Raw genomic sequence first — 25,100 nt, forward strand, 5'->3', positions numbered from 1 at the left:
GCTACATCAACCCCCCTATGATGGGTAAAATCCCCAATGCGACCAAAACGCCGACCAGAACAAGCGGAATTAAATAGTTGAAAATCAATGGCTTGAACATGACACTGACGTTTTCTACGCCTGCAATACTGCTGGAAATAAAAATGGGAGAGGACATTGGAGGGGAGCAGCCCTCGGTAGAAACAAACAGTAGGAACGCTACAACGGCAGTAACAGGGGGAACTCCCACAGCTACCATAGCAGTATAAGCTACCAAACCAAGGCTAACAGTAGTAGCAGTAGCATTTAGCGGACCAGCTACCAGTGCTACCACAAAACCAATGATAAGAATCATGGCAAACTTGGGCAGATTTAAGTTACCCAAAATCTCACTCAGGCCATCACCAAAACCAATCAGCGTCAAAGCAGAGCTTCCAGTCAGAGCGAATAAAGAAACCGCACCGCAAGAGCAAACAGTTTTAGAGGTGGAGGATAAGAGTGTTTTCCAGCCGTCCCAGGTTTTTGGCAATAGCTTTCGACCCAGAACTAAGCAAATGGACATAATCAACACCGGAACCCAGATAATGATATTAATCGCGTTCACGGCTTTCGACCCAAAGGAAGCCTGATTCTTCAACATTTCACCAACGGGGCCAATAGTCAAAACCAGTGGTATAACAATGCCCAAGAACATTAGTAACGATGTACCGCCTTTTTTAACCGCAACGCTTAATTTTTCAGCGTTGCTGTCCATAGCAGGAATCTTATGTTTCCATACATAGTAACGTACGACAAGCAAACGATAAACTAGAGCCCAAAACGCACCACACAGCAGGGGTACATACAAATCACCGTAGCTGACCGCTTGCGCGATGGGGGCAAAACTCAGCATCAGAAACAAAGAAGATGCCGCAGGGCCACAGATTCCAAGATCAGCATTGCCCGTATTAATGGTGGCAGCTGTCTCCTTCGGCCATCCAGACTCCAGCATCCACGGAACAGTGATAGAACCCACAGTTGCAGAGTTGGCGCTGCTTGCACTTGCCACCATTCCAAATAAGCCGCTGGCGCAGGTGGAAGCATAAGCGGGGCCGCCGCGAACACGCCCTAATAATGAATTCAAAATGTTAACCAAATGGTTGATGATTCCTGTTTTCTGCATAATAGAAGCCATTACCGTAAATAGAATAATAGCTGCCATTACATTTTCCTGTACCGCATCCGTAAAGCTGCTGGCCAGTGTCGCGGGAATCTGATTAATTCCGTTGAAAGCACAGGCGATGATCATTCCTAAGAACATCGCCTCCGCGATAGTGCGTTTTAAACCGAGATACCAAAACATTACAAACAGAATATAGACCACAAAGGCCCAAATTCCAATTCCAATACCCATAGATCAACCCTCCTCTTAAACTATTTCTTCTCAGAAGCAGAAAGCCACTCAGCGTTAACAACGTCACGCATTGTCCCTGTTTCTGCTAAAGATGTAATTTTATCGGCGATATAAGGAATCATCGCATCGACCAAATCAGCCGTAGTTCCGCCAACGTGAGGTGTTATAATCACATTAGCGCATTGCAACAACTGAGCTGTCGTTTCGGAATCTTCCTCCTCCACGCAATCCAGGCCCGCTCCGGCCAATTTGCCCTCGTTCAGAGCCTTTACCAAAGCAGCTTCGTCGATTAAACCGCCTCTGGCGGTATTCAGCAAACATGCTGACGGTTTCATCGCGGCAAGCTGTTCTGCGCCAATGATGTGGCGGGTGCTGTCCAGCAGGGGAACGTGAAGAGATATCAAATCTGAAGTAGACAGGAGCTCTTCCAGAGAAACAAAAGTCATATTGTTTTGCTTCTCCACTTCCTCCGGTAGGCGAAACGCATCGTAATATTGAACACTAGCACCCAGTGCCTGTGCCAATGCAGCTACACGGCGGCCAATATTTCCTCCGCCAATGAGCCCCACCTTTTTGTAATTAAGGGAGATGGAAGAGTCTGCAAACACTCCTCTGTCCCAGTTTCCAGCCTGCACATTACGGCTGTAACCCATTATTTTGCGGTTTAGCAGAATCATCAGGCCTAAGGCCAGTTCCGCTACGGCATAGGCATTGACGCCGGGCGTGTTTGCTACCATAACGCCGTGTTTCCCCGCTGCTTCAATATCTACCGAATCGTATCCGGCTCCCCAGCGAATTACCGCTTTTAGGTTTGGATTATTTGCGATGACAGCCTCTGGAGTTTTCAAAATACGAACGATAATGCACTCCGCGTCTGTCATAGTGTTATAATCATCCTGCGACAAAATCTGAGTCACGCGATGCTCCGGAAGGAGCGACTGAAAACGCTCCAAAGTTCCGGTGGAGTAAGGGCCTGCAAGTATCACATTCATGCTTTTTCCCCTTTCGCCTGAATGCGGGCAGCGGTTTCACGCATCAATTCCTCACTGGGATTTTTGCGATCGATGATAGAGGTTTCCACAATCAGCGGATACAACCCTACGTTGCATTCACCAGCAACCTTACGGAAGAGAGGCATAAAAGTAGAGTGAGCGCCACTATAACCCAAAATCAAATCTTTAGGTTTGATGGGGGTATGATATCCCTCTTTCTCCATTGCAGGGATCAACTCGCGATCTTCAAAATCCAGAAGCTGGTACAGATCAACTTCCTGTGCGGCACCTTTCATCTGCATTAATGCAACAGCAATCTCAGTCGGAAGATTTCCTGCGCTGCGAGCCATGCCCAACAGACCACAATCCAGCACATCAACACCATTTTCAAAAGCAGCCAAGGCGTTGGCCGTGCTCAATCCCAAATTATTGTGGCAATGGAAGCCAACCGGAATTTTAATGCGTTCTTTCAAAGCTTTCACATAAAGTCCAGAATCCTGTGGCAGCATAGTTCCAGCCGAATCCATAATGGTAATTTCATCTAAGCCGTGTGCCTCCAGACCGGCAGCCTCTTCGGCCAACTCTTCCGGGGTAAGAAGATAAGCTTTCATCAAAGAGTACCTTGCGGTAATACCATGCTTTTTTACATCCTCAATTACGTGGTAGGCTTTGGCTCCGTCGCCAGCATCCATACCAATTCGTAAAAAGGAACATCCCTTGTCTGCCGCCATTGCCACATTTTCCGGCTCATAGCGCTTGGCATTTAAAAACATGCCGATGTCTGCTTGTGACAGGTAAGGTTGGATTAAATCCAGATAGGCAGCATCGCTAATGGGAGCAGGGCTCCCCTTTTCTGTTGCTCCAAGTCCCTTAGCATTTCCCATCTCAATAATGTGAATGTTACTGCGGATTAGACCCTCAATCATTAATTTAGTCAGTTCCGGGGAAAACCCGTTTCCGACAACATTCGCGCCGTCACGCAGCGTACAGTCCATAATTTTCACAAAATCACTCCTCAATCAATTGAATTGATGTATTTTTTCGATATAATTAACATACTAGAAATTGCAGCAGAAGTGAAACACAAGTCTTTTTTGATTATCACAAAGAATTTTTGTGACTTTAAAGAAAATTCTGCATTTTGACAAATAAGAGGAAGTCGAGTATGCTGTTTTAAAGGGGTGACGGCAAAGTGCAAATCATTTAAGGAGGAAAAATTATGGACACCACCAGTCTTTATTATTTTACAGAGGCGGCAAAAGACCTTAACTTCACACAAACAGCAAATCGTTTGTTTGTGTCTCAGCAAAATTTGAGCAATCACATTGCAAGGCTGGAAATTCTTTTGGAGTGCAAGCTTTTTCAGCGAAAACCCAAGTTGGCTCTTACATATGAAGGGGAGCTTTTCCTCTCTTATGCCAAAGAAGTGGTCGCATCAGAAAGCAATATTGTAACAGTATTAAAGTCAATTCAAAATGAAGAGACGGGCGAATTGCGCATTGGAATGACAACACCCCGCGCGAGCATCATCATTCCAGAAATTATGGAGCAGTTTATCGAAGCCCACCCGGGTGTCCATATCAAGTTGTTTGACCAGCCCTCCTATCAGCTGGAGAAAATGCTCATTGATAATAAATTGGATTTTTGCATTGGAGTAATTTACTCAGAATACCCAGAGCTTCAATCAACGCATCTGCTAACAGATAAGGTTTATCTGTGCGTCTCTGACGTGCTACTGCGCAGCTGCTATGGCGAACAAGCAAACGAATTGCGAATGCAGGCGGAGCACGGTGCAAATATTGCCGATTTTTCCCGCCTTCCTGTGGTCATGCCTACAAGCAGTATTCCATTAAGCCGTGCGATTCTCTCCTGCTATGAAGAGTCCGGCAGCCAGCCTAATATCTTGCTGACTACTACCTACCCTCAGTTCTTTCACTCGCTCTACTTTAGTGGGATTGCCGCAGCCTTTTTGACGGAAATGATTCTGGACGATACCCTGCGCTACCAGCAGGAGGGAACCGAAAAGTTCCACACCTTTCCCCTGCTACTAAACGGGGACTTTTTATACCGGGACATTACACTTACCATCAACTGTCGCCGGTACTTGTCCAAACCGGCCAAGCATTTTATATCTTTAACACAAAATATGTTTTCCTCTATTTCACAAAAAAGAAGGACCGATAATAACTAATCATGGCTGCCAGCAAGAAAATTCACAGCAGCCCCATAGCTTTATATCAATTTGCGCTTTGAATGCCATAAAGGCAGTACAAAGCGCTTTTTATTTCTATCACTTTTTTCCATTTAACTAACAGCACTTGACAATTCATCTACTATGTAATACAATGTAGTTGCTACTTTGCATTACAAGATAGATAAGTCAGGAGGGAGCACCCGCATGATACCATCACAAATGCTGAAGGGTACGCTAGAGGGCTGTATTCTAAAAATTATAAGCCGGCGGCAAACCTACGGCTATGAAATATCGCAGGAGCTGCAACAATATGGATTTACCGACATTTCGGAGGGAACCATCTACCCACTTCTCCTGCGACTCGAAAAAAGTGGACTTATCACCGCAGAATACCGAGAGTCTACACTTGGCCCCCGCCGCAAATACTTTTCTTTATCCACAGAGGGTCAAGACGAGCTTAACGGATTTTACACAAACTGGAAAGAACTCGAGACGGCAGTAAATAACCTATTTCTGCATGGAGGGAATCAAAATGAATTTGAAATCTAAGCAGCTCAACCGCAGTAACAACAAACTTGATAAAAATTTATTTCCAGAATACGTTCCGGTAATGGTAGATATGGTCTGTTACCTACGTGCATCCCACTTATCGGAATATCATCAAGAGATTGTTCGGCAGGATTTGCTAGAGATGCTTCTCTCCGCACAAGAACGTGGCGACTCCATTGAATCGGTTATCGGTAACGATTATAAGACCTTCTGCGACGAGATTATCGCCAGCTTACCTGCGAGAACCGTTCCACAGCGGATATGCGGGGCACTCAGCACCTTTTTTCAATGTGCGGCAATTTTAAGTGTGATTGGTGTTCTATTTTCCAAGGATACCTACCGTATTATCCGTACCGCCTTTACCAATCAGCCTGTCGATTTTCTTATTTCTGTACCGATTAGCAGTGTGATTTCCTTTGCCTTGATTATTGCTTTTTCTGCTTTTATTGTTCAATCTATATGTAAAACCGTCTTTCAGACAGAAAAAAAGAGACTCGGTTTTGGAAAGGCATTTTTAATTGGTGTCGGAATTATGGCATTCTTCTTGCTCATCGCATGGTATGGGCAGGCAATTGCATTTACAGTATCTATTTGGTCAGCCTGTATTGCAATCCTTGTTATGTTCGCGCTGTACCTTTTTTTTGAACGATTTGAGGGATAAAAAATACGCCGAAACAAGTTTTACACTTGTTTCGGCGTTTCGTTTATTATAATTAAATAAAAACTCAAGAAGTAAAGAAACTCTGGTTGCGGGCGGCAACACCATTTTGTTTAACTCCGGCTGTCACCATAACCCGTATGGAGGAATGCACGCCGCGCACGGTAGAACTTACCGTTGTGGGGTCCGCACTTGCTCTCAGTGCGGTAATACGATAATACACATCCACCTGTCCGTCACTTCTTGCCACACGGCGAAGCTCCTTAACCGATGCAATATGAGCACGGCTGGAAGTCGTTTTCACTTCATCCGCAGAGGCTCCCGAAAGAGTCACCTTATAGTCATAAATATTACCCGGTGCAAACTGGTAGCTTACCGTGTCTATCATGACCCAGCCACGGTTTGACGGTGTAGGCGTTGGTGTAGAACCCGTTGTAACGGTTAAGGTATAGCTCGTAGTTGTTCCGTTTGAAGATTTCACAGTGAATACGGAGGTACCGGCTGAAATCCCCTGCACTTGGTATTGTGTTCCACCATTCACTGCTGTACCCGAACCCAATACTTGCGCCACACTGGGGTTACCAGAGGTCACGGTGAAGGTACCGGAGGTTGGTCTTTGAATGAAAATAGAAGCCGTGCCCCCTATACCAACAGTACCGGTGTAGCTGCTAAGCTGAACCGAATCTGTTGTACCAGAGCTGGAATTATTATTGCTATTCGGGTTTGAAAGCCCTAAGTTTGTGGGCGTAAATACATAAGAACCACCAGTAGTCACACTGATTTTAAACTCATCATCGTCATTTAATTTGTACCGAGAACCGGTCACATAAGAAAGCTTCGAGCCAGAAAGCTTATACAAATAGAATGAGTTTTTCTGGGCATTATCCAAATCGTAAAATACGGGGTAAGTTAGCTTTGTGTCATCCCCCTTATCCACCGGAAGAATAAGCGAAGTGTTCTTCGGCAGCTCACTTGTGTACTTCATCTGCAAAACGGCGCTGTTTACCGTAATGGGGTCAGATAGTGTAATAGTTGAAACCGAAGTCATTTTCAGCGCCAAATTAATATCGGCAGCTTTATCCATTTTACCGTTGGTAAATTCCCAAGCATATTCCTTGTCTCCGCCTTTGGAGTATATCTCAAAGGTAGCTTTTTTGCCGCTCTTTTCAATCGCCTGCAACGTGGATTTCGGCACCGTAATGGTACTAATATCCTGTACGGCCTTTGAGGTTGCGGACTCAAAGTTCAATTGTACCGTTACATTTTTTTTATCATTGGTCAGAATGTATTCAATTTCAGATAGCTTTGCAGCATCAAATTTAAAGCTGGTACCAGTAATATCTATGTCAACCGTTTGGTCGCTCGACGCAGCTGCAACTGTTTGTAGAGGCACCGCTGTCCATAACAGACCCATAGACAGCACCATCGCCATCCATTTTTTTCCTAATTTTCTCATCGGCTTTCGTTCCTCCTGCATTCTGCTCGAACAATCGAGCCGTTTTACTGTAGGTTGCCTAATTATCACAATTTCCCTTTATTTCCCTTTCATTATATATAAAATCTAACTATGCGTCAAGGCAACGAATGGATTCCCTTGGCTAAGTTATTGAATTTCTCTGGACCACTCCCTATGTTTTTTGCCCCGCCAAGTACGAGAGGCAAAGTCATAGCACAAAGCTACTAGATTCATAAAAACTAGTATAATAAGCCTTATTATAAATAAAAAAAGCCGGATTAAAAATCCGACGAAACAGAACAAAATTATTGATTATGTGATTTATTTTCCCATTTTTATATATTTATCTTGCATTATATGGTAAATAATGTTAATATTTATGTCGTAAGGTAATGTAAAAAGCAAAGCAGGAATGAGTGCTGCAACACCCACCCCCTGCTACGGAGACTACACCTCCATAACAACAGTTTTCACTGCGCTTTGCCACACAATTATAACCCATTATTTCCCTTTTGTATAGAGGGGACAGAAATGGGGCCTTTGGAATTATGATTGCGAAGCTCGGCAATGTGAGGACTGAAACCGATATGCAATGTATCGCTTGTTGTGGAGTACCCTTTTCAATGAGGGTTTCCGTGACAAGCGCTTTTTTATTGCCTTGCAGACAAAGGCAACGCGGAGCTGGGAATGGGTTGTTCATTTGGTGAAACGAAATCACCTAGATTAGATAGTGGGATAATTATTAAGTTCTATCGCAGTTTTTGAATCAGCAGATTTCCATTCCCCTGGAGAAAAGCAAAATTGCGAAAGAGTTCTCTTGAGCATATGGAGGATAGAACCCAGCTTCGCCGCGCTAATGTCTGTAAGCATGTAACGCCGCACCATCGCCCGTGCGGCTCACGCCGTTCCTTGATTGGAACGGCGTTCTTTTTTGCTCTTTTTTCATTGCTCTCGTCAACTAGTAGAAACATGCTCAGAAGCTAATTTCTTTTTTCATTTGTGAGCAGCAAATCAAAACGTAATTTGCAATCTGCAACGCGCAGGCTTGTTTCCTGTGCGGAAGATAGATGCAGAGCGGTAGCTCAGTCGGATTCCAAAGGCAGAGCCTTTGGTCGTTGAGAGGGGATCCAAGGGTTAGAATCGATACTCTCCCCTTGAAAGGCCTTTGCCTACTTTCACCCTTTCGTGAAAGTAGGTGCCCGCCCCGGCATGAGGGGCAAAGCCCTGCGCCAGCAGAATTCCTGCGCCCGAGCGCAAAAACCTCTTTTATGAACAAATCAATATCTCCCTAAATCAAAAGGATGAGTGAATATGGCACGAGGGGCAAAGCCTTGCGCAGCAAAAACTCTGCACCCAAACGCAAAACTCAAAAAAAGATTTATATAAAAATATTATAGCGGCTAGTGCCACAAATAATTTCTTCTTTCTTTTCATTCGCCCCTCAAGCCGGGGCAGGCTCGCCTTTTCTCGATGAGGAGAAAAGGCGGAAAGACTCACCAAAGGCTCTGCCTTTGGAATCCGTTTGGGAAACGACCCCAAACTAGAAAACAAAAGCTACTGTAAAGGCGCTCCATTAAAAATGCCCACTCTCCTAGCCATTATAAAAAATATGCAAAGTGATTCCGTCCGTCGACGGTCATTTTTAGAGCGCTCTCGTCCCCTCGCTGAAACAGGTTCGGTAGCTGATACTTCTTTTATTTAGAGCTGCAAAGCTGAACCTTCCGCACAATCTGCAACGCGCAGGCTTGTTCCTGTGCGGAAAGAAGATGCAGAGCGGGAGCTCACCCGGATTCCAAAGGCAGAGCCTTTGGTCGTTGAGAGGGAATCCAAAGGGAGAGAATCGATACTCTCCCTTTGGAAGGCCTTTGCAACCTTTCACCCTTTCGTGAAAGGTTGTGCCCGCCCCGGCATGAGGGGCAAGCCCTGCGCCAGCAGAATTCCTGCGCCCGAGCGCAAAACTTCTTATATAACAATATCTTTATTAAAGCAAGAGAAAGCATAGCATGAGAGGCAAGCCCTGCGCCAGCAGAAACCCTTGCGCCCAAGCGCAACACTTCTTTTACTAGCCAAACAAAAATTTTCTCTAAACTAAATAAAAAAGAGTCTAACAGATTTTAGAGCGGCTAGTGCCGCAGAAGATTTCTTCTTTCTTTCATTCGCCCCTCAAGCCGGGGCAGGCTCGCCTTTTCTCGATGAGGAGAAAAGGCGGAAAGACTCACCAAAGGCTCTGCCTTTGGATTCCGTTTGGGAAACGACCCCAAACTAGAAAACAAAAGCTACTGTAAAGGCGCTCCATTAAAAATGCCCACTCTCCTAGCTTTCTAAAAAAACAACATTCAGATTTCATCCGTCGGCGGTCATTTTTAGAGCGCTCTCGTCCCCTCGCTGAAACAGGTTCGGTAGCTGATACTTCTTTTATTTAGAGCTGCAAGGCTGAACATTACGCACAATCTGCAACGCACAGGCTTGTTCCTGTGCGGAAAACAGATGCAGAGCGGGGGCTCACCCGGATTCCAAAGGCAGAGCCTTTGGTCGTTGAGAGGGAATCCAAAGGGAGAGAATCGACACTCTCCCTTTGGAAGGCCTTTGCAACCTTTCACCCTTTCGTGAAAGGTTGTGCCCGCCCCGGCATGAGGGGCAAGCCCTGCGCCAGCGTAATACCTCACTACAGAACGCATATTAAGAATAAAAAATGAGAAGAGTCACAGAATCTTCTGCCTCTTCTCATTATAAAACAACTATTTAAAATTCGGCATGTCGCCTTCCTCGTGCTCCGCTCCCTCAAAATAAACCTGATACCACAGCAGGAACACAAACACCGTCCATATGCGGCGGCTGTAATCACGGCGGCCTTTAAAGTGGTCTTCCAAGTACCGCAAAAGCTCCTCTGTATGGAAGAACTGCTTTGCCAAATCGGAAGAAAACGCGTCTTTTACCACTTGGTAATACCGTTCATCTCTTAGCCACACACGAGTAGGAACCGGGAAGCCCAGCTTTTCTTTCTTCGCTGTACGAGCCGGAAGATGACGAAGTGCAGCCTGGCGCATCGCATATTTCGTGGTGTCATTTTTCAGGCGTAAACGCTTCGGAATAGACGATGCTACACGGAACACCTCTTTATCCAAAAACGGAACACGCAGCTCAAGCGAGTTAGCCATACTCATGCGGTCTGCCTTAAGCAGAATATCTCCTACCATCCAAAGATTCATGTCGAGATATTGCATGCGGGTCACATCATCCAAATCCTTTACGCGGTCGTAATACGGCTTTGTAAGGGTTTGGGGCTTTGTCGCAATCGAGGGGTCTTTGAGCAAACGCTTTTTATCCTCATACCCGAACATTTTGGCATTGCCAATAAAGCTTTGGTTTGTAGGCAATTCACCACGTGTAATAAAGCCTTGTCCCACAAAATGCCACGGCACCTTTTGCACAACACGGCGCAAAAATGTGCGAAGCCATTGTGGCAGCTTATGGTATTTCTCAAAAACATCCGGTTCATTGTAAACGGTGTAGCCACCAAAGAGCTCATCCGCTCCCTCGCCGGACAATACAACCTTTACATACTCACTCGCAAGCTTTGATACAAAAAACAGTGCAATGCAGGAGGGGTCCGCTAGAGGCTGATCCATATGGTACTGCACTTTTTTAATATTGCCCCAGAATTCTTCAGAGGTAATTAGCTTCTTATGGTGCTCAACGCCAATCTCTTTTGAAAGAGTTTCCGCAAAATCAATCTCATTGTACTTTTCGCCAAAATCAAACCCTACGGTAAAGGTTTTCTGCCCCGGGAAATACGTTGCCACGTAGCTGGAATCCACACCGCTAGACAGGAAGCAGCCTACCTCAACGTCGCTAATCTTATGGCATTCTACGGATTCCTCAAACACCTTCTCAATGCGGTCAATTGCTTCCTCTTCCGAGAGGGATTCATCCGGCTCAAAGCGCGGCTCCCAATAGCGGGTGGTCGTTACCTTACCGTCACGGTACCACAGGTAATGGGCGGGCAAAAGGCAAAACACGCCTTCAAAAAAGGTTTTCGGCGGCACGGCATATTGAAATGAGAGGTAATTGTTCAGCGTATCGTAATCTAGGCGCTTTTCAAACCCCGGGAACTCTAAAATGCTTTTAATCTCCGAGCCATACACAAAATGGTCGTTTACCGTTGTGTAATGCAGCGGCTTAATGCCAAAAAAATCTCTCGCAATAAACAGAGACTTATCTTTGGTGTTCCAGATTGCAAACGTGAACATTCCGCGCAGGCGGTTCAGCAACCCCTCCTGCCACTCTTCAAAGCCGTGAATCAACACTTCTGAATCTGTGTGTGTCGTAAACACATGGCCTTTTTCAATCAGCTCATCACGCAGCTTCTGGTAGTTGTAAATTTCACCGTTAAAGGTAAGCACCAGCGTTTTATCTTCGTTAAAAATCGGCTGGTCGCCCGTAGAAGACACATCGATAATACTCAGGCGGCGGAATCCCATTGAGATATCCTCCGTTTGAAAGGAGCCACTGCTGTCTGGCCCGCGGTGTGTAATCTTGTCGGTCATGCTTTTGAGCACGGCCTCTCTATCTATAATTTCGCCTGTAAATCCGCATACTCCACACATAACCTAATCCTTGAGTCCCTTCTCCGGTTATTGCTCCAGCAGCGTTCTGGCAAGTGCCAAATCCACCAACTGAAAGCCTGATTCCTGAAAATCTACCCGCTCTGCAGCGCGAAGCGATTTTTCATATACTTCTAGCCGAACCCCTTGGTATACCGGCTTCTCTTCGCCCCGAAGGAACATAGAAAAACCCAAGTAGTCCAGCTCTTCACTCATCGTTAAAAAAAATGTACGATCCACCCGTGTTTGCTGCTTGCTCTCTGTCAGCTCCTGTAAAGCGAGCTTCACCATCTCTAGAGCCACATCATTGAGTCCGCTTTCAAAAATCATTACCTTTTCTTTCAGCTCAGCAGGGGAAAGCACCAATCTTTTTTTCAATCCCGCTAATCCCGGGTGTCGTTGTTCCGCCTCAATTACCTGCTGGGTACGCCCCGAAGGTGATAAACAGATTAATAGCCCGCGCTCTTTATCGTGGTACAGGCATGGGTAAACCATCTGCGCCTGATAGTTACAGTCGGGGCATTCCCAGAAGAACAGAGTTTCATCCAACATGCGCTCCCGCTGTTCCGGGTCGGCAGAAGCGTCAATCTCAATCCACATATGGCTTTTGTTTACCGCCCCGCAACCGGGGCAGCTCAGCTCTTTGGTAATGCAGGCTGCCATTCTAACACCCCATTGCTTCTTATTCTAAAAGTTTGTACCAATTTTTCTTACTTTAATATGGTTCCGCCGCCAACCACCAAATTTTCTTGGTAAAATACCACCGCTTGTCCCGGTGTGACCGCACGCTGCGGTTCATCAAAAATCACGCGAACCTGTCCCTCGGCATCAGGCACCACCCGTGCCTGCGCCGGCATTGCTTGGTAGCGTACCTTTGCCTGCACCAACAGCTCGGTAGGCGGCTCATCAAACGCAATCCAATTCAGGTCGCCAGCCACCAGCTCTTTTGCGTACTGGCTGCCCTCTGGCCCAAGAATAATTCGGTTATATTCAGCATCAATTGCTGTCACATACATTGGCTGGGGGAAGCTAATACCAAGTCCCTTTCGCTGGCCCACGGTATAATGGGTAATTCCCTTATGCCGCCCTAGCACATTGCCCTGCGCATCTACAAAATCGCCCTCCGGCAGCTCTTTCCCAGTGTAGCGGCGAATAAACCCGGCATAATCTTTGTCTTCCACAAAACAAATTTCTTGGCTATCTGGCTTTTTCGCTACCGGCAGCTCTGCCTCCTGCGCCAAACGGCGCACCTCCGGCTTCTCCAGTTCACCAATGGGGAAAAGCGTGTGTGCAAGCTGTTCCTGCGTTAAGGAATACAGTGCATAGCTTTGGTCTTTCCCCGCAGGGGAACGGTACAAAAGCCACCGCCCTGCCTCATTTTGCCGCACAATGGCATAATGCCCAGTGGCAACGGCATCAAAACCAAGCTGTTTGGCACGGCGCAGCATTTCTTCAAATTTTAAATACCGGTTGCAGTTAATGCAGGGGTTTGGTGTACGCCCGGCCTGGTATTCCTTTGCAAATGGGTCAATAACATCGCGCTCAAACTCCTGCGTAAAATTCATGACCAAATGCTCAATCCCTAGCCGGTAGCAAACACGCCGCGCGTCATCTATGTCATCTAAAGAACAGCAGCCACCGTTCTGGCTGCTGCACATGTACTCATCTGGGCGAAGGCGCATGGTCATTCCCGTCACTTCATAGCCCTGCTTCTGCAGCAAAAGAGCAGCGACAGAGCTATCCACCCCGCCGCTCATTCCCAGCAGTATTTTTTTGCTCATTCTTTCTTTTCTCCGTCCTGTTCGCTGAGCTCCAGCTTGCCGTCACTTGTTAGGCGGAACGCTTTTCGCTCCGCCTTCACATCATAAATCAATTCTCGTGTTGCCTGCAAATCCAAAACCTGCGGGCAAACAGCCCCTGCCTGCTCAAGCTCTGTGCGCAACAGGTTGGCTGCCTCTCCGGCACCGCCGGCGTGGGTAATAAACCCATACACCGTTTTGCCGCTCAAATCGTATTCCCGAATAAAGTCGTTTACGGCAGGCGTAACATTACCCGCCCAAACTGGGGAAGCTACAACCAGAGTATCGTACTCTGAAATATCGGTATCAACAGGCAATATGTCGCCGCTCTTGCGCCGAATTGCGTCATACACGCCAAGCGTATATGCACCAATTAGGCCACGGCGGGCAATTTCCTTTAATTCCACAAAATCGGCGTCCAGCGATTTTGCCATACAGCCGCACAGCTTTTTTGTTTTCCCCGTTTGAGAAAAACAGACGATTAAAGGTTTCATGCCGGCACTCCCTTACTCTTCGCTGGGAGGAATCACACTGCCGTCTATATCGTCGGCGGCTTCACCAGTGGTTTGGGATTCTGTTACACGAAACTCATCATCGTATTCTGAGGCCGCGTGGGAATGGCTTCTTCCAACCCCATCAACTCGGTGCAGTTCACGTTCATCCTCATACAGGTCGTCATCGTAGCTGTCAAACTCCACATCGCGAGCCTGGCAAGCATAGCAATCCTCATAATCCTCGTACTCGTTGTAGTCGTCCTCTTCCTCGTCGGTAAGTTCCTCCAAACGAGTCAAAGCACGGTCCAACCGGCGGCGAGAATTTTCAAGTGACAAACAGTGGCGCTCTGTCTCTTCCAAGTCTTTGTCGCGCAGATTATTAAAATAGTATTTACCCAAAGCAATATACGCACGGTCAATGTTCTTTTCCTCACTGCGAACTACGGCCTTGATACGGTTAATCAGCGCACTCTTTCGGTTGGCTTCCACTACAAAATCAATCGCTTTTGTCACACTGGATGCGACGGAAGATAAAATTTTCATAGCTTCTCCTTTATCCGCTGCACCGTTTCGTTTGAATTGCCGGGAGTCCGGCCGAAACGGCAAATTTTTTCAATTGCTGCACTTATTATATCGCAAAAGGTCATGGAATAACAGAAAAATTTTGTGAATTTATTTTTTCAGAAGTATTTTAAGAGACCAATGCTTGGCTTTTCTCCATACAAAGGGTAACCACTCGCTCCGGAATACCCGAAAGCTGCGAAACACACTCTACTGTAAGGGGATGATACCACTCTCGCCAGTCTGGTAGTCTATCTCGCAACAAGAGGCATGCCGCGAAATAATCTGCCTGATTTTCAATTCTGGGAATACAAAAATTCGTAGTCTCACTTAGCTCAATCGCATTCGTTTTCCCGTGCAAAAGAACATGCCCCAGCTCGTGTGCGCAAATATAATCGTGCAGCTTGGGGGAAACGGCTAAATTAAGCACAATCGTAAAACGCTGCTGAAAACACAGGCAAAAGCCATTTACGCACTGGGGAAGCTCTTGCCACAGCACGGGGATGCCCAGGAGGTCGCACAGCTCAAACACGTCGCTGTTGCCATAGCGCAGCCGCAGTGAGCGAACCACCTGTTCAATCCTTTGATTCGTCATTTTCTCCCTCCTCCGGAATGGCAATTGCAGCCGCCACTCGGATTGCATTCACAATTTTTTCTCGGTCTGCCTCGGAAAGCGGTGTACCATTAAACATCAGCCCCTGCTGATTTTTTAGAATGTTGGTAAAGCGGTCTATTACAGAGTTCACCTCTTGCTCCTGCCCCGCCTGCGGCTCCTGCCGAAAACCCAAAAGAGTGTCGGTACTCACATGGAACATGCGTGCTAAGCGCGCTAGTAATTCGCTGTCCGGCTCACGCCGACCCTGCTCGTACATGCCCACAGCAGAAGCAGAAATGCCCAAGCGGGTTGCCAGCTGTGCTTGTGTAAGCCCATATTCTGTTCGCAATCGTTTCAATTCAGCCGAAAACATAACGCTCACCCATTCAAACCACTCCTACGAAGCCACCACAATCATACTTTCAATAATATGTACTTTTTCGGAGTTTTAATTGATGCTATTGTATCACACATTTCGTGTTTTATCAATCGATTTTAAAATTTATAACGCCTTCTTCACGGCATTGTCCCAACTATCACCCTGTGACATAATTATCGAACATTTGTTTAATAATTTGGTTGAATCACGGGTATGGCTATGTTATGATGTATTTGACAAGCCCCGGTAATTCATTCCACTCTGCCGTGCTTTGTCATTCAATCTACACGTTACGTGTATTTAAAGGAGAAATGACATGGATTATATGAGTTGGGGAGAAGAATATCTTACGGAAGCGAAAGAGCTAAAAAACAGAGTTGATTTTTTGCGTAATCAACGAAAAGAAGCCACGGCAAATGAAGCAAAAGATATGGATTTAAGAATCGCCATAATTTATTCTATGTATTTGGATTGCCGAGAAACCGGGAAACTGTTACAAAGCTACGCGAAAAGAGGTGGAAAGCTTTGAGGAATAAGCGCTTATCGTTAGACCAATTTACAGAAGGCCTTGCAGGATTTCAATTATATGCCCGGCAAGGGGAAAGTTCCGATACTGAGTACCACCGCATGCTACAAACACTTCGCAAGGCGATGGACGGCGAGCTCACAGACCGCCAGCGTGAATGCTTACAGCTTTGTTTCTTTGATGGCTTAACAGCTAGGCAGGCGGCAGATGAGCTTGCCATTCACGAGTCTACTGTAAGCAGGCACTTAAAAAAAGCACGCCAGCGCTTGGGGCGCGTGCTTTTATACTCATTTGACCGCCTGGAATAATATTGACAAATACCCTGCCCTGCTGTAAAATAAAACAGCTAGTTGCCCTGCGGGGCAGGGTTTCCATTACCATTTATCATTTGTCTCCGTAGCTCAGCTGGATAGAGCGTTCGCCTCCTAAGCGAAAGGCCGTGCGTTCAAATCGCGCCGGGGACGCCACAAAAACAGCCTGCAAACAAAAAAGTTTGCAGGCTGTTTTTGTGGCGTCTTGACAGCAATGATATAATAAGTTAGTTATAACTAATTGGACATTGAGATTAAATTTATGTGTACATCGAATTATACATGCATTAACTTAATCACACATGTAAAAACGCGAATGCAACTGTTAGTATTAACGAACACAGTGAAAAAGGAGAACTAAAATGTTTCAGAGAACAAAAAACAAAGGTATTATTGCGGTAATGCTCTCCATGACATTACTCTTTTCCGCATGCAATATGTCAACTGAAAAAACGGATGAAAAGAACAATCTATCCTCCCCAGCTTCCGTGAGTGAGGTTTCTAATTTGTCAGACACTAAAACAATTCATATGGAATATGGAGATGTCGAAATTCCAAAGAACCCTCAAAAAGTTATTATCGCTTATAACCAAGGTGATTTAATCGCTCTTGGCATCACCCCGGTAGGCGCTACCTTTAGCGAAGGTTCCGCATTTGAAGAATTAGCAAAAGATGTCACAATAATCGATGGATGGGAAGTTCATCCGGAAGAGCTTATGTCATTAAATCCTGACTTAATCATTTGGGGTAGCTATGATCAAAATAGTTATGCGACCTTATCTAAAATCGCACCTACTTTAGCAGATAACTTTTTTAGTATGAGCTATGATAAGCGCCTTCGCTTTTTCGGTGAAATATTTAATCGCGAAGAAAAAGCAGAAGAACTGATAAAATCATTTAATCAAAAACTAGCAGATTCCAAATCGAAATTAGCGAAAGCTGGGCTACAAAACAAGAGTATTGCTTGTGTTGAAGTATTTGGCGGCATGGTGCGCGCTTATGAAGCCGGACGAGGCGGTAATCTTGTTTATAATATGTTAGGTATTTCCGTTCCAGAAAAATTGTCAAGAGCATTTAAAGATGGCGCTGTGGACCTTTCATATGAAGTACTCCCAGAGTATATGGGCGATTATATACTGCTGAATACCGGAAAAGAAAGATTAGCTGATAACAAAGTGTGGGAAAACCTTCCCGCCGTAAAAGAAGGCAGGCTGATTCAGGCTTCATCCGATATGTTTTGGTTTAATGATATTCTTTCGTTATCTGCTCAAATCGACATTATTACGAATAAAATGTTGGAACCCACCCAATCATAAAACTGTTCGTGCACAAAAATACGCAAACGAATCTTACAACTAATTAAATAGATAAAAAATTCCAACAGCTGCAAGCTCTTTACAAATGTGCTTGCAGCTGTTCTTTTTTAAATTAACGAGACTTTTTTCTCAATTACTGCTACGCAATTCTAATGTGACACTTGCACCCGGCCCATCTTCGCGGTTGGCAATGATTAGCCTACCGCCATGTTTTTCTGCTGCAATTCTTGCAATATACAGCCCAAGTCCGTAATGCTTACCACTGCGCGCCGCTTGCTCCGTGTAAAATTGTTTGTCCGCATTTTTCAGCGCTTCTGCAGAAAATCCGGAACCTCTGTCCGCAACGGTAACAGATACGAAACCCTCTGCCCCTCCGGTTATTCCCAAGGTAATAAGAGAACCCTCTTGCGAATGCTCGACTGCATTATTTAACAGGTTAATTACCGCACTGCTAATTAGAAATCGGTCACCTGTAAAATTCTCCGGCATTTCTTTTGCTTGTAACACAAAATCAATATTCTTTGTCTTACAGAGTGCCATACCCTGCTTTTTCAATTCATTTACTAGCTCTGGAAGAGCAAACAGCTGCTGGTTGGTATTTTCAGCATCCTTTGAAAGTGATGCCGCAGAAATCAAAAGGCGGGTGTAATTCTCAATTTTATCTGCACTTGATTCAATGTATTTCAGCAATTCTTTGTCTTCGGCTTGCTTGGAACTCTCCAGCAATAATTCTGTATTCCCTTTAATCACCGTAAGCGGAGTTTTCAGGTCATGTGCGATGGCAGAGATCTGAAAATTTTTGCTCTGCTCCATATTCCACTGCTCTTTTAAAGACGTGGAAAGAGCGGTTTTTAAATCGTCAATGGAGAGAAGCACCGTGTTTAGTTCCCGTATTCGAGTAGGGTGAATTTCAAAATCCAAATCCTTTTGCCGAATGGCATCTGTTGCTTTGGTAAGGGGTGTCAGCTCTATTTTCAGGCGTTTGCTAAATTTTAGTGCGATGAGCACTGCAACTAACAGGAAACATAAAAAAAGAAAGAGTAACCCTGCCAACTCTGGATTCGGAACGACTTTGTGCATCTGTGGGTTTGCAAAATGCACAATAATGTCAAATTCAACAATTAGAAGGCTTCCGTCTGCCCGCAAAATACGCCGATATTGGTTCTGTGGCAGTTCTTCTTTGGCGGCAACAGCTCCCTTAATTTTTATGATCGCATTTTCAGGCATATCGGTTTGTAGCAACACATTTTCATCGTTAAAAAGTGCATAGGTGCAGGGGTATGGTACTTCAGCAGGCTCAAACGGCACACTTGTGGCAAGCTTGCTTTCACTACTCTGGAGTGCCCGCTCTGCATGGTTCGCCGTCAAAAGAATTCCTGTGTTCATTGCAAAATAAAAAATAGCAAACATAGCAAATACCAACAATAGCAAAATCAGCCAAAACCCCATTAAGTAACGTAAAAACAGCATTGATAGGGAGGACGCTTTCTTCACTTCCATGTATAGCCTACCCCCCATACCGTTTCAATGGGACAATTCCCGTACTTCGTAAACTTTGTGCGAATGTTCTTTACATGCACACGAATCGCCGCAATATCGCTTTGGGAATTAAAGCCCAATATTTGCTCCAGTAGATATTCCAGCGAAAATACCTGCCCCTTTCTGCGAGCTAGCAGCTCGCAGATTTCATATTCACTTTTGGTAAGCGGAAGAACTTGGTCGTCATAAAACACTTTTTTCTCAGATAAATCGAACCGCACCTTACCTAACAGCAGCGTTTGGTGGTGCTCCCGGTGCTCTCTTCGCAGGTGAGCCGATACACGGGCACGCAGCTCTGCAAGGCTAAATGGTTTTTTAATATAATCATCCGCTCCAATAGAAAGCCCATCTACAAGGTCCTGATCCATTGTTTTTGCAGTAATAAAAAGAATAGGCGCATCCACATTTTGTCGTATGTGTTTACAAAAGGAAAAGCCGTCGAGCTCCGGCATCATTACATCTAGCAAAATAAGGTCATAGACTTTTAAATCTTGGGGAGTCAGACCAACCGCGCTGTTTTTACAGGTAACGCAGTGCCCATCTCTTGTTAAGGCATTCTCAATCAGCTTGCAGATTCCCGCATCATCGTCAATTGCAATTATATTTGCCATTCTACCGCCTCCTTTGCACCTCTTTTATTATCATGACTTTTAAATCTATTGTATCATCTTTTTAAGTGTATATGTTTTTAGAGAATCAATTTATAATCAAAAAAGATATTAACAGGTGCATAAAAGTTCACTCTGTCCCGTCCTTTCTGCCCTCCCATCTGTTGCTCCATAAAAACAAAACAGATAACAATACAAGGCAATATACCGCAAAAACAGCCAAACTGGTTTTCACACCGGAGGCTTCCAAAAATGCAAGCCCCTTTGTATTTGCCTCCACCAAAATGGTGCAATAGCGAGTTGCCATACCCCACGGTAAAAAAGGCCAAATACCATCCCCCAGACCTGTAATCAGCAATGCCGAAAGCAAGCTGCCTATTAGCCCTAGGCCAAGCCCTATCCCTTTTCCTAAAGAAAAACTCAATAAATATTCCAAAAGGTACAACGGCATATTCCCTAAGAATAAGAGCAGGGCTGCCTGCCAAAAAAGTGACATGGGCAGTAAGGTATTCCCTGTTGCAGTAAATACAACTCCGAACCCACAAACAGCCACAACGCAGGCAAGAAGTCCAAATAACAATAATACGCTTAACTTGCTAAAATGCGGTGTTTGTCTCTTACCCGGCCAAGCAAGCATCAATTGAAATCCTCCGGCATTTAGCTCTTGTTCGCTGGCCATTACTACAATGATTCCAGTTAAAAACGGGAATACAAGCGCCAAAGCCTGTAAATAAGCTATCACTTTCAGAATCTCATCCCAACGCGACGTATTGTAATAGAGAAGAAAGATGCCCGCACCCAAAAGCGGGACCAGCAGGTGGATTGGCATAAGTGCGGAGTGTATAAATCGGTACGTATCTGACCGTAAATTACGAGTGAAAGTCTGCATGGTTATACCTCCTTTTTTTGGAACCACCTTGTCGTTACCACCGTAGCTAGCAGGAACAGCGTAATCGAAATCAACAAGCCCGGTACGATCACGCCCTTGTTTGTAAGCTCACTGCCTGCTTTTGCCCACAATCCATTTGGCAATACACCAATGATGGGGGTCATTAGGCGGGCTGGGATAGAAAAAGGGTTCCACCAAAGCTTCTCCGTTGCAAAAAATACTCCTACTCCCAAATTACACGCAAAACTAAGAAAGACAGCCGCAAAGGTTCCCAGTTTTTCGGTCACAAACATCCAAAGCGGAATCTGCCACGCAAAGGTAACAAAGAGCACCAGACTGCCCACTAACCCGGCAGCAACTGGAACTGTTTGCTCAAATACAAAGCCACCCAGTGCGGCACCTGCAAAAAAGAGCATGCAGGTAGCAAACAAATACATCGTTCCCAGTATAATTTGCGCCTGCCATAGCCTGCCTTTCTGTACGGCAATGCCAAACAAGCCATGTCTATTTTTTTGTTTCTCCCGTGCGGTCATAAATGCTGTAAACATGGTAAAGCTGCCAGGAAGTAAAATGGTGTACCACCAATTATAAGCACCGTTTTGAAGATTGGCGCCTCCCATTAAAAATACACCCATCAGAAGCGTCAGCAAAGGTGCTAGCCAAACAAAATTCGGCTGAAAGGTGTGTTTCTGTTTCAGCCATTCCGATTTAACGAAATTAAGCATTTTGTACACCCGCCTTTCTCACAACCTCCATAAACAGCTCCTCCAAATCCCCCTCGGCATCAATTTTATCCTCATACCAAAGTCGTCCGTTAGCAACAATTCCAATGTGATTGGCAATGTGTTGTACCTCAGACAAAATATGGCTCGAGAGAATTACCGTAATACCCTGTGCGGGAAATGAGCGAATCAGCTCCCGCAGCTCCTCAATGCCAATCGGGTCAAGACCATTGGTCGGCTCATCCAAAATAAGCAGCTTCGGGTGGTTCAATAGTGCCATGGCAATGCCCAGCCGTTGTTTCATGCCCATTGAAAAGTGACCCGCTTTCTTTTTACCGGTATTTGTTAGCCCCACTGTATGCAGCACTTCATCCATGCGGCTATCTGGCAAGCCATAAAGCAGGGTTCTAACCTTGAGATTCTCACGAGCAGTTAGGTTTTCATAAATGGGGGGTGATTCAATGAGTGCTCCAATATCCATCAGTGATTTGCGACTCCACGGCCTACCCTCAAAATAAATTTCACCCGATGTCGGCACAAGCATTCCTGTAAGAATTTTAAGCAAGGTGGATTTTCCCGCCCCGTTTGGTCCAAGAAGACCATACACCGAATTTTGCTCAACCGAGATTGAAATATTTTGATTTGCCGCTTGGCCCTTAAAATTCTTGCAAAGGTCTTTTGTTGTAAGTATATACTGCATCAAAAACGCTCCTTTTGTTTTCTTGCTATTAGCATAGCGAGCGTTTCTAAAGATTTTATAAGCTTTTCAAATATAAAAGCATCATTTAAATTTAATAGTTATATTACAAAAAAAATAGACAAATAACAAACGCGCATTGCCCAAATGGCAAGAAATGCCTGTTTATTATTCGATGAATGAAGTAAAAAAATATATAATTCAATTCTATATGTAGTTTAGTAAGACAACAAAAGGAAAGAGTGCAACGCATTTTTCAGCACCATTCCTGCAAATGGACAAGCTTTCCAACGTTATCTCGTTTCACAATTCTAAAAAATTTGTAATATTTGTATAAATTTTTTATTATATTTATCTTCAAAAACAGCTTTTTACTAAATTTAATCTTGACAAAATTTATCCAGTTTGCTAGAATGCAGACAGAAAGCGGAGGTGTCACATTGCTCATCACAAAAGAAACGGATTATGCACTGCGAATTCTGCGCGCTCTGGCAGACGGTAACCGCCAAACTGCCGCTGAGCTAGCAACAAATGAGCAGATTCCCCAACAGTTCGCCTACAAAATATTGAAAAAGCTGGAGAAAGCGGGCTTTCTTCAAATCACACGCGGAGCAGAAGGTGGCTGTTCCTTAACGGTAGACCTTAATTCTATTACGCTATACCAGCTAATTCGTGCTATGGAACGCGAGGCCGCTGTAAGCGCCTGCACCGAACCAGGTTACGAGTGTCCATGGCGAAAGGCGCACGGGGGTGAAATTTGCAAAGCACACGTTCAATTGGCACACATTCAAAAGGCCATTAACCGTGAGCTCAATTCACACACCTTGCAATCTATTTTATTTGGCAACTGACCTTCCCTCTCCATTTTTATTTGTAGCAAAAACCTAACGATAGATTAGTCGCAAAAGGAGGAAGCAATATGTTATTCAAGACCACACAGCAGCACGAGGAACTCCGGGCGAAGGTTCGGAATTTTGCAGAGGAAAAAGTAAAGCCCCTGGCCTTTCTGCTGGATAAGGAAAATGAGTTCCCCGATGAAGCAGTAGCCGAACTGGGGAAATTGGGACTGCTGGGCATCCCTTACCCCAAAGAGTGGGGCGGCCTGGGACTGGATATCATCAGCTATGCCATTGCAGTAGAAGAGCTCTCCCGTATTGATGGTGGCACCGGAGTGATTCTCTCTGCACATACCTCTTTAGGCACATGGCCCATATTTGCCTTTGGTAATGAGGCGCAAAAGAAAAAATACTTAATCCCGTTATGTAAGGGTGAAAAGCTCGGAGCCTTTGGGCTAACCGAAACTAACGCAGGCTCCGATGCAGGCGGAACAGAAACCACCGCGATTGACAAAGGTGATTATTACTTATTAAACGGCAGCAAAATCTTTATTACCAATGCCCCCAAGGCAGATGTTTACGTTGTATTCGCTGTCACCACTCCAGACATAGGTACGCACGGCATTTCGGCATTTATTGTTGAAAAGGGCTGGAAAGGCTTTGAGTTTGGTGACCATTACGATAAAATGGGCATTCGTTCCTCCTCTACTGCGGAATTAATTTTTAACGATGTGAAAGTACCCAAAGAGAACCTTCTCGGCAAAGAGGGGGACGGCTTTAAAATCGCCATGGCTACGCTGGACGGCGGCCGTATCGGCATTGCTTCGCAGGCGCTGGGAATTGCACAGGGTGCGTTTGACCAAGCGGTGGATTACGCAAAAGAACGCGTTCAGTTCGGTAAGCCCATTGGTTTTCAGCAGGCAATCTCCTTTAAAATTGCAGATATGGCAACCAAGCTGCGCTGTGCACGCTTCCTGGTTTACTCTTCCGCAGAAATGAAGGAGCACCACGAGCCTTACGGCATGGAATCCGCGATGGCAAAACAATATGCCTCCGACATTGCACTTGAGGTTACAAACGATGCGCTCCAAATTTTCGGCGGCACCGGCTACCTAAAGGGCATGGAAGTAGAGCGTATGTACCGCGATGCAAAAATTACGACCATTTACGAGGGTACCAACGAGATTCAGCGTATTGTGATTGCCTCTCATATTCTAGGCAAACCGCCAAAGAAAGCGGGCGGAGCCGATCGCCGTATGCAAAAACCCGCACCCATTACCGGTGTGCGTAAAAAAGTTCTTTTTCGAGAAGGCGACGCCAAAGAGCAGGTTCAGGCTTTGGCAGAGGCGCTCAAAAAGGATGGCTTCGACTTTACGGTCGGCATTGCACTTGATACCCCAATCGCTCGTGCGGAGCGCGTTGTTTCGGCGGGTAAGGGCATTGGGGAAAAGAAAAACATGAAGCTAATTGAAGTTTTGGCAAAGGCCGCAGGTGCTGCAATCGGCTCCTCCCGCCCAGTAGCGGAAACTCTCAAATACATTCCGCTCAACCGCTATGTGGGTATGTCCGGCCAAAAATTCACCGGCAACCTGTACATTGCGTGCGGTATTTCTGGTGCGACTCAGCACCTTAAGGGAATTAAAGACGCTTCCATTATTGTAGCAATCAATAAAAACGCAAATGCTCCTATCTTCAAAAACTGCGACTACGGTATTGTTGGCGACGTTAATGAGGTTCTTCCCTTGCTGGCGGAAGCTCTGGGCAACGGCGAAAAGCAACCCGCACCGCCCATGATTAAGATGAAGCGCCCGCAAATGCCCAAACCCCAGCCGATTGGCCCCCGTTACGTATGCTGTGGCTGTGGCTACGAGTATGTACCGGAGCTGGGTGACGAAGAGAGCGAAATTGCTCCCGGTACTTTGTTTGCAAAACTGCCGGAAGACTGGGTTTGCCCAGAGTGCGCCGAGCCCAAGGAACAGTTTATTGAGGCTTAATAGAGGGAG

The 25,100-nt window shown here is 45.5% G+C and carries 25 protein-coding genes and 1 tRNA gene; 10 read left to right on the forward strand and 16 right to left on the reverse strand.

The genetic code is table 11. From position 1 onward, the window contains the following. Position 1 precedes the first annotated feature (1 nt). The 3 genes from CAN90_RS04390 to CAN90_RS04400 are packed head-to-tail and all read right to left on the reverse strand — an operon-like array spanning position 2 to position 3,359. On the reverse strand, positions 2-1,372 hold the full coding sequence (locus CAN90_RS04390; RefSeq protein WP_085832616.1) for a TRAP transporter large permease subunit: 1,371 nt from the start codon (positions 1,370-1,372) through the stop codon (positions 2-4). Positions 1,373-1,392: 20 nt separating this feature from the next. Then, a complete protein-coding gene (locus tag CAN90_RS04395; protein ID WP_085832617.1) occupies positions 1,393-2,364 on the reverse strand; it encodes a 2-hydroxyacid dehydrogenase in 972 nt (323 codons plus the stop codon). Continuing rightward, entirely contained in the window at positions 2,361-3,359 is a 999-nt protein-coding gene (locus CAN90_RS04400) for a beta/alpha barrel domain-containing protein (protein WP_085832827.1), read from the reverse strand. Before CAN90_RS04400 ends, CAN90_RS04395 begins: the two co-directional genes overlap by 4 nt. Positions 3,360-3,583: 224 nt before the next feature. On the opposite strand from CAN90_RS04400, the gene CAN90_RS04405 reads away from it, so the two are divergent. The 3 genes from CAN90_RS04405 (at position 3,584) to CAN90_RS04415 (ending at position 5,768) form a co-directional block, all read left to right on the forward strand. After that, positions 3,584-4,555 (forward strand): LysR family transcriptional regulator, encoded by a 972-nt coding sequence (locus tag CAN90_RS04405; RefSeq protein WP_085832618.1) that lies wholly within the window; start codon positions 3,584-3,586, stop codon positions 4,553-4,555. 207 nt (positions 4,556-4,762) lie between these two features. Next, complete coding sequence (locus tag CAN90_RS04410) at positions 4,763-5,107, forward strand: PadR family transcriptional regulator (RefSeq protein ID WP_085832619.1); 345 nt, start codon at positions 4,763-4,765, stop codon at positions 5,105-5,107. Continuing rightward, positions 5,091-5,768: a DUF1129 domain-containing protein gene (locus tag CAN90_RS04415; protein ID WP_085832620.1), complete on the forward strand. Its 678-nt coding sequence runs from the start codon at positions 5,091-5,093 to the stop codon at positions 5,766-5,768. The genes CAN90_RS04410 and CAN90_RS04415 overlap by 17 nt, the downstream gene beginning before the upstream one ends. Before the next feature lie 64 nt (positions 5,769-5,832). On the opposite strand, the gene CAN90_RS04420 is transcribed toward CAN90_RS04415, so the two are convergent. Further along, positions 5,833-7,221, reverse strand: a complete 1,389-nt coding sequence (locus CAN90_RS04420; protein WP_085832621.1) for a hypothetical protein — start codon at positions 7,219-7,221, stop codon at positions 5,833-5,835. Between the two features lie 1,753 nt (positions 7,222-8,974). Here CAN90_RS04420 and CAN90_RS04425 point away from each other — a divergent pair. Beyond that, a complete protein-coding gene (locus tag CAN90_RS04425; protein WP_085832622.1) occupies positions 8,975-9,223 on the forward strand; it encodes a hypothetical protein in 249 nt (82 codons plus the stop codon). A 736-nt stretch (positions 9,224-9,959) separates the two neighbouring features. Here the strand turns inward: CAN90_RS04425 and asnB are convergent. From asnB to CAN90_RS04460, 7 genes are all read right to left on the reverse strand, one after another. Then, positions 9,960-11,828, reverse strand: coding sequence for an asparagine synthase (glutamine-hydrolyzing) (asnB, locus tag CAN90_RS04430; protein WP_085832623.1), 1,869 nt, complete (start codon positions 11,826-11,828; stop codon positions 9,960-9,962). Positions 11,829-11,855: 27 nt separating this feature from the next. After that, positions 11,856-12,488: a CpXC domain-containing protein gene (locus tag CAN90_RS04435; protein ID WP_085832624.1), complete on the reverse strand. Its 633-nt coding sequence runs from the start codon at positions 12,486-12,488 to the stop codon at positions 11,856-11,858. A 47-nt stretch (positions 12,489-12,535) separates the two neighbouring features. Continuing rightward, positions 12,536-13,606 (reverse strand): tRNA 2-thiouridine(34) synthase MnmA, encoded by a 1,071-nt coding sequence (mnmA, locus tag CAN90_RS04440; RefSeq protein WP_085832625.1) that lies wholly within the window; start codon positions 13,604-13,606, stop codon positions 12,536-12,538. Further along, entirely contained in the window at positions 13,603-14,118 is a 516-nt protein-coding gene (locus CAN90_RS04445; RefSeq protein ID WP_085832626.1) for a flavodoxin family protein, read from the reverse strand. The genes mnmA and CAN90_RS04445 overlap by 4 nt, the downstream gene beginning before the upstream one ends. Before the next feature lie 12 nt (positions 14,119-14,130). Continuing rightward, positions 14,131-14,661 carry a hypothetical protein gene (locus tag CAN90_RS04450; protein ID WP_085832627.1) on the reverse strand — a complete coding sequence of 177 codons (531 nt, stop codon included), beginning with the start codon at positions 14,659-14,661 and terminating at the stop codon, positions 14,131-14,133. Between the two features lie 148 nt (positions 14,662-14,809). After that, entirely contained in the window at positions 14,810-15,274 is a 465-nt protein-coding gene (locus CAN90_RS04455; protein ID WP_085832628.1) for an ImmA/IrrE family metallo-endopeptidase, read from the reverse strand. Next, positions 15,255-15,647: a helix-turn-helix domain-containing protein gene (locus CAN90_RS04460; protein WP_085832828.1), complete on the reverse strand. Its 393-nt coding sequence runs from the start codon at positions 15,645-15,647 to the stop codon at positions 15,255-15,257. Before CAN90_RS04460 ends, CAN90_RS04455 begins: the two co-directional genes overlap by 20 nt. A gap of 322 nt (positions 15,648-15,969) precedes the next feature. On the opposite strand from CAN90_RS04460, the gene CAN90_RS04465 reads away from it, so the two are divergent. The 4 genes from CAN90_RS04465 to CAN90_RS04480 all read left to right on the forward strand — a co-directional run bounded on the left by CAN90_RS04465 (position 15,970) and on the right by CAN90_RS04480 (position 17,806). After that, entirely contained in the window at positions 15,970-16,182 is a 213-nt protein-coding gene (locus CAN90_RS04465) for a hypothetical protein (RefSeq protein ID WP_085832629.1), read from the forward strand. Continuing rightward, positions 16,179-16,487 carry an RNA polymerase sigma factor gene (locus tag CAN90_RS04470; protein ID WP_242953570.1) on the forward strand — a complete coding sequence of 103 codons (309 nt, stop codon included), beginning with the start codon at positions 16,179-16,181 and terminating at the stop codon, positions 16,485-16,487. The genes CAN90_RS04465 and CAN90_RS04470 overlap by 4 nt, the downstream gene beginning before the upstream one ends. An 82-nt stretch (positions 16,488-16,569) precedes the next feature. Continuing rightward, positions 16,570-16,646 (forward strand) — tRNA-Arg (locus CAN90_RS04475). A 206-nt stretch (positions 16,647-16,852) separates the two neighbouring features. Continuing rightward, positions 16,853-17,806, forward strand: a complete 954-nt coding sequence (locus CAN90_RS04480; protein WP_085832631.1) for an ABC transporter substrate-binding protein — start codon at positions 16,853-16,855, stop codon at positions 17,804-17,806. Positions 17,807-17,935: 129 nt separating this feature from the next. Here the strand turns inward: CAN90_RS04480 and CAN90_RS04485 are convergent, their stop codons facing one another. The 5 genes from CAN90_RS04485 to CAN90_RS04505 all read right to left on the reverse strand — a co-directional run bounded on the left by CAN90_RS04485 (position 17,936) and on the right by CAN90_RS04505 (position 22,267). Continuing rightward, a complete protein-coding gene (locus CAN90_RS04485) occupies positions 17,936-19,306 on the reverse strand; it encodes a sensor histidine kinase (RefSeq protein WP_159450355.1) in 1,371 nt (456 codons plus the stop codon). After that, positions 19,297-19,956 carry a response regulator transcription factor gene (locus CAN90_RS04490; RefSeq protein WP_085832633.1) on the reverse strand — a complete coding sequence of 220 codons (660 nt, stop codon included), beginning with the start codon at positions 19,954-19,956 and terminating at the stop codon, positions 19,297-19,299. Before CAN90_RS04490 ends, CAN90_RS04485 begins: the two co-directional genes overlap by 10 nt. A 127-nt stretch (positions 19,957-20,083) precedes the next feature. Then, entirely contained in the window at positions 20,084-20,842 is a 759-nt protein-coding gene (locus CAN90_RS04495; protein WP_085832634.1) for a lantibiotic immunity ABC transporter MutG family permease subunit, read from the reverse strand. Positions 20,843-20,844: 2 nt separating this feature from the next. Then, positions 20,845-21,567, reverse strand: a complete 723-nt coding sequence (locus CAN90_RS04500; RefSeq protein ID WP_085832635.1) for a lantibiotic immunity ABC transporter MutE/EpiE family permease subunit — start codon at positions 21,565-21,567, stop codon at positions 20,845-20,847. After that, positions 21,560-22,267: a lantibiotic protection ABC transporter ATP-binding protein gene (locus CAN90_RS04505; RefSeq protein WP_085832636.1), complete on the reverse strand. Its 708-nt coding sequence runs from the start codon at positions 22,265-22,267 to the stop codon at positions 21,560-21,562. The genes CAN90_RS04500 and CAN90_RS04505 overlap by 8 nt, the downstream gene beginning before the upstream one ends. 434 nt (positions 22,268-22,701) lie before the next feature. Between CAN90_RS04505 and CAN90_RS04510 the strand changes: the two genes are divergently transcribed. After that, the gene (locus tag CAN90_RS04510) at positions 22,702-23,112 is read left to right on the forward strand and encodes an RrF2 family transcriptional regulator (protein WP_085832637.1); all 411 of its coding nucleotides are present in this window, start codon (positions 22,702-22,704) and stop codon (positions 23,110-23,112) included. A gap of 68 nt (positions 23,113-23,180) precedes the next feature. Beyond that, on the forward strand, positions 23,181-25,091 hold the full coding sequence (locus tag CAN90_RS04515; protein WP_085832638.1) for an acyl-CoA dehydrogenase family protein: 1,911 nt from the start codon (positions 23,181-23,183) through the stop codon (positions 25,089-25,091). The last annotated feature ends 9 nt before the right edge of the window (positions 25,092-25,100 follow it).

Source organism: Clostridium merdae (assembly GCF_900176635.1).
GTDB classification, from domain to species: Bacteria; Bacillota; Clostridia; order Oscillospirales; family Acutalibacteraceae; genus Faecalispora; species Faecalispora merdae.

What these genes read in the sequence shown, in the direction of transcription:
- CAN90_RS04435 (WP_085832624.1), bottom strand. Translation starts at nt 12,488, where the DNA reads ATGGCAGCCTGCATTACCAAAGAGCTGAGCTGCCCCGGTTGCGGGGCG.
- CAN90_RS04460 (WP_085832828.1), bottom strand. Translation starts at nt 15,647, where the DNA reads ATGTTTTCGGCTGAATTGAAACGATTGCGAACAGAATATGGGCTTACA.
- CAN90_RS04455 (WP_085832628.1), bottom strand. Translation starts at nt 15,274, where the DNA reads ATGACGAATCAAAGGATTGAACAGGTGGTTCGCTCACTGCGGCTGCGC.
- CAN90_RS04410 (WP_085832619.1), top strand. Translation starts at nt 4,763, where the DNA reads ATGATACCATCACAAATGCTGAAGGGTACGCTAGAGGGCTGTATTCTA.
- CAN90_RS04480 (WP_085832631.1), top strand. Translation starts at nt 16,853, where the DNA reads ATGTTTCAGAGAACAAAAAACAAAGGTATTATTGCGGTAATGCTCTCC.
- CAN90_RS04465 (WP_085832629.1), top strand. Translation starts at nt 15,970, where the DNA reads ATGGATTATATGAGTTGGGGAGAAGAATATCTTACGGAAGCGAAAGAG.
- CAN90_RS04495 (WP_085832634.1), bottom strand. Translation starts at nt 20,842, where the DNA reads ATGCAGACTTTCACTCGTAATTTACGGTCAGATACGTACCGATTTATA.
- CAN90_RS04490 (WP_085832633.1), bottom strand. Translation starts at nt 19,956, where the DNA reads ATGGCAAATATAATTGCAATTGACGATGATGCGGGAATCTGCAAGCTG.
- CAN90_RS04405 (WP_085832618.1), top strand. Translation starts at nt 3,584, where the DNA reads ATGGACACCACCAGTCTTTATTATTTTACAGAGGCGGCAAAAGACCTT.
- CAN90_RS04420 (WP_085832621.1), bottom strand. Translation starts at nt 7,221, where the DNA reads ATGAGAAAATTAGGAAAAAAATGGATGGCGATGGTGCTGTCTATGGGT.
- CAN90_RS04400 (WP_085832827.1), bottom strand. Translation starts at nt 3,359, where the DNA reads ATGGACTGTACGCTGCGTGACGGCGCGAATGTTGTCGGAAACGGGTTT.
- CAN90_RS04515 (WP_085832638.1), top strand. Translation starts at nt 23,181, where the DNA reads ATGTTATTCAAGACCACACAGCAGCACGAGGAACTCCGGGCGAAGGTT.
- CAN90_RS04485 (WP_159450355.1), bottom strand. Translation starts at nt 19,306, where the DNA reads ATGGAAGTGAAGAAAGCGTCCTCCCTATCAATGCTGTTTTTACGTTAC.
- CAN90_RS04390 (WP_085832616.1), bottom strand. Translation starts at nt 1,372, where the DNA reads ATGGGTATTGGAATTGGAATTTGGGCCTTTGTGGTCTATATTCTGTTT.
- CAN90_RS04415 (WP_085832620.1), top strand. Translation starts at nt 5,091, where the DNA reads ATGAATTTGAAATCTAAGCAGCTCAACCGCAGTAACAACAAACTTGAT.
- CAN90_RS04450 (WP_085832627.1), bottom strand. Translation starts at nt 14,661, where the DNA reads ATGAAAATTTTATCTTCCGTCGCATCCAGTGTGACAAAAGCGATTGAT.
- mnmA (WP_085832625.1), bottom strand. Translation starts at nt 13,606, where the DNA reads ATGAGCAAAAAAATACTGCTGGGAATGAGCGGCGGGGTGGATAGCTCT.
- asnB (WP_085832623.1), bottom strand. Translation starts at nt 11,828, where the DNA reads ATGTGTGGAGTATGCGGATTTACAGGCGAAATTATAGATAGAGAGGCC.
- CAN90_RS04395 (WP_085832617.1), bottom strand. Translation starts at nt 2,364, where the DNA reads ATGAATGTGATACTTGCAGGCCCTTACTCCACCGGAACTTTGGAGCGT.
- CAN90_RS04445 (WP_085832626.1), bottom strand. Translation starts at nt 14,118, where the DNA reads ATGAAACCTTTAATCGTCTGTTTTTCTCAAACGGGGAAAACAAAAAAG.
- CAN90_RS04500 (WP_085832635.1), bottom strand. Translation starts at nt 21,567, where the DNA reads ATGCTTAATTTCGTTAAATCGGAATGGCTGAAACAGAAACACACCTTT.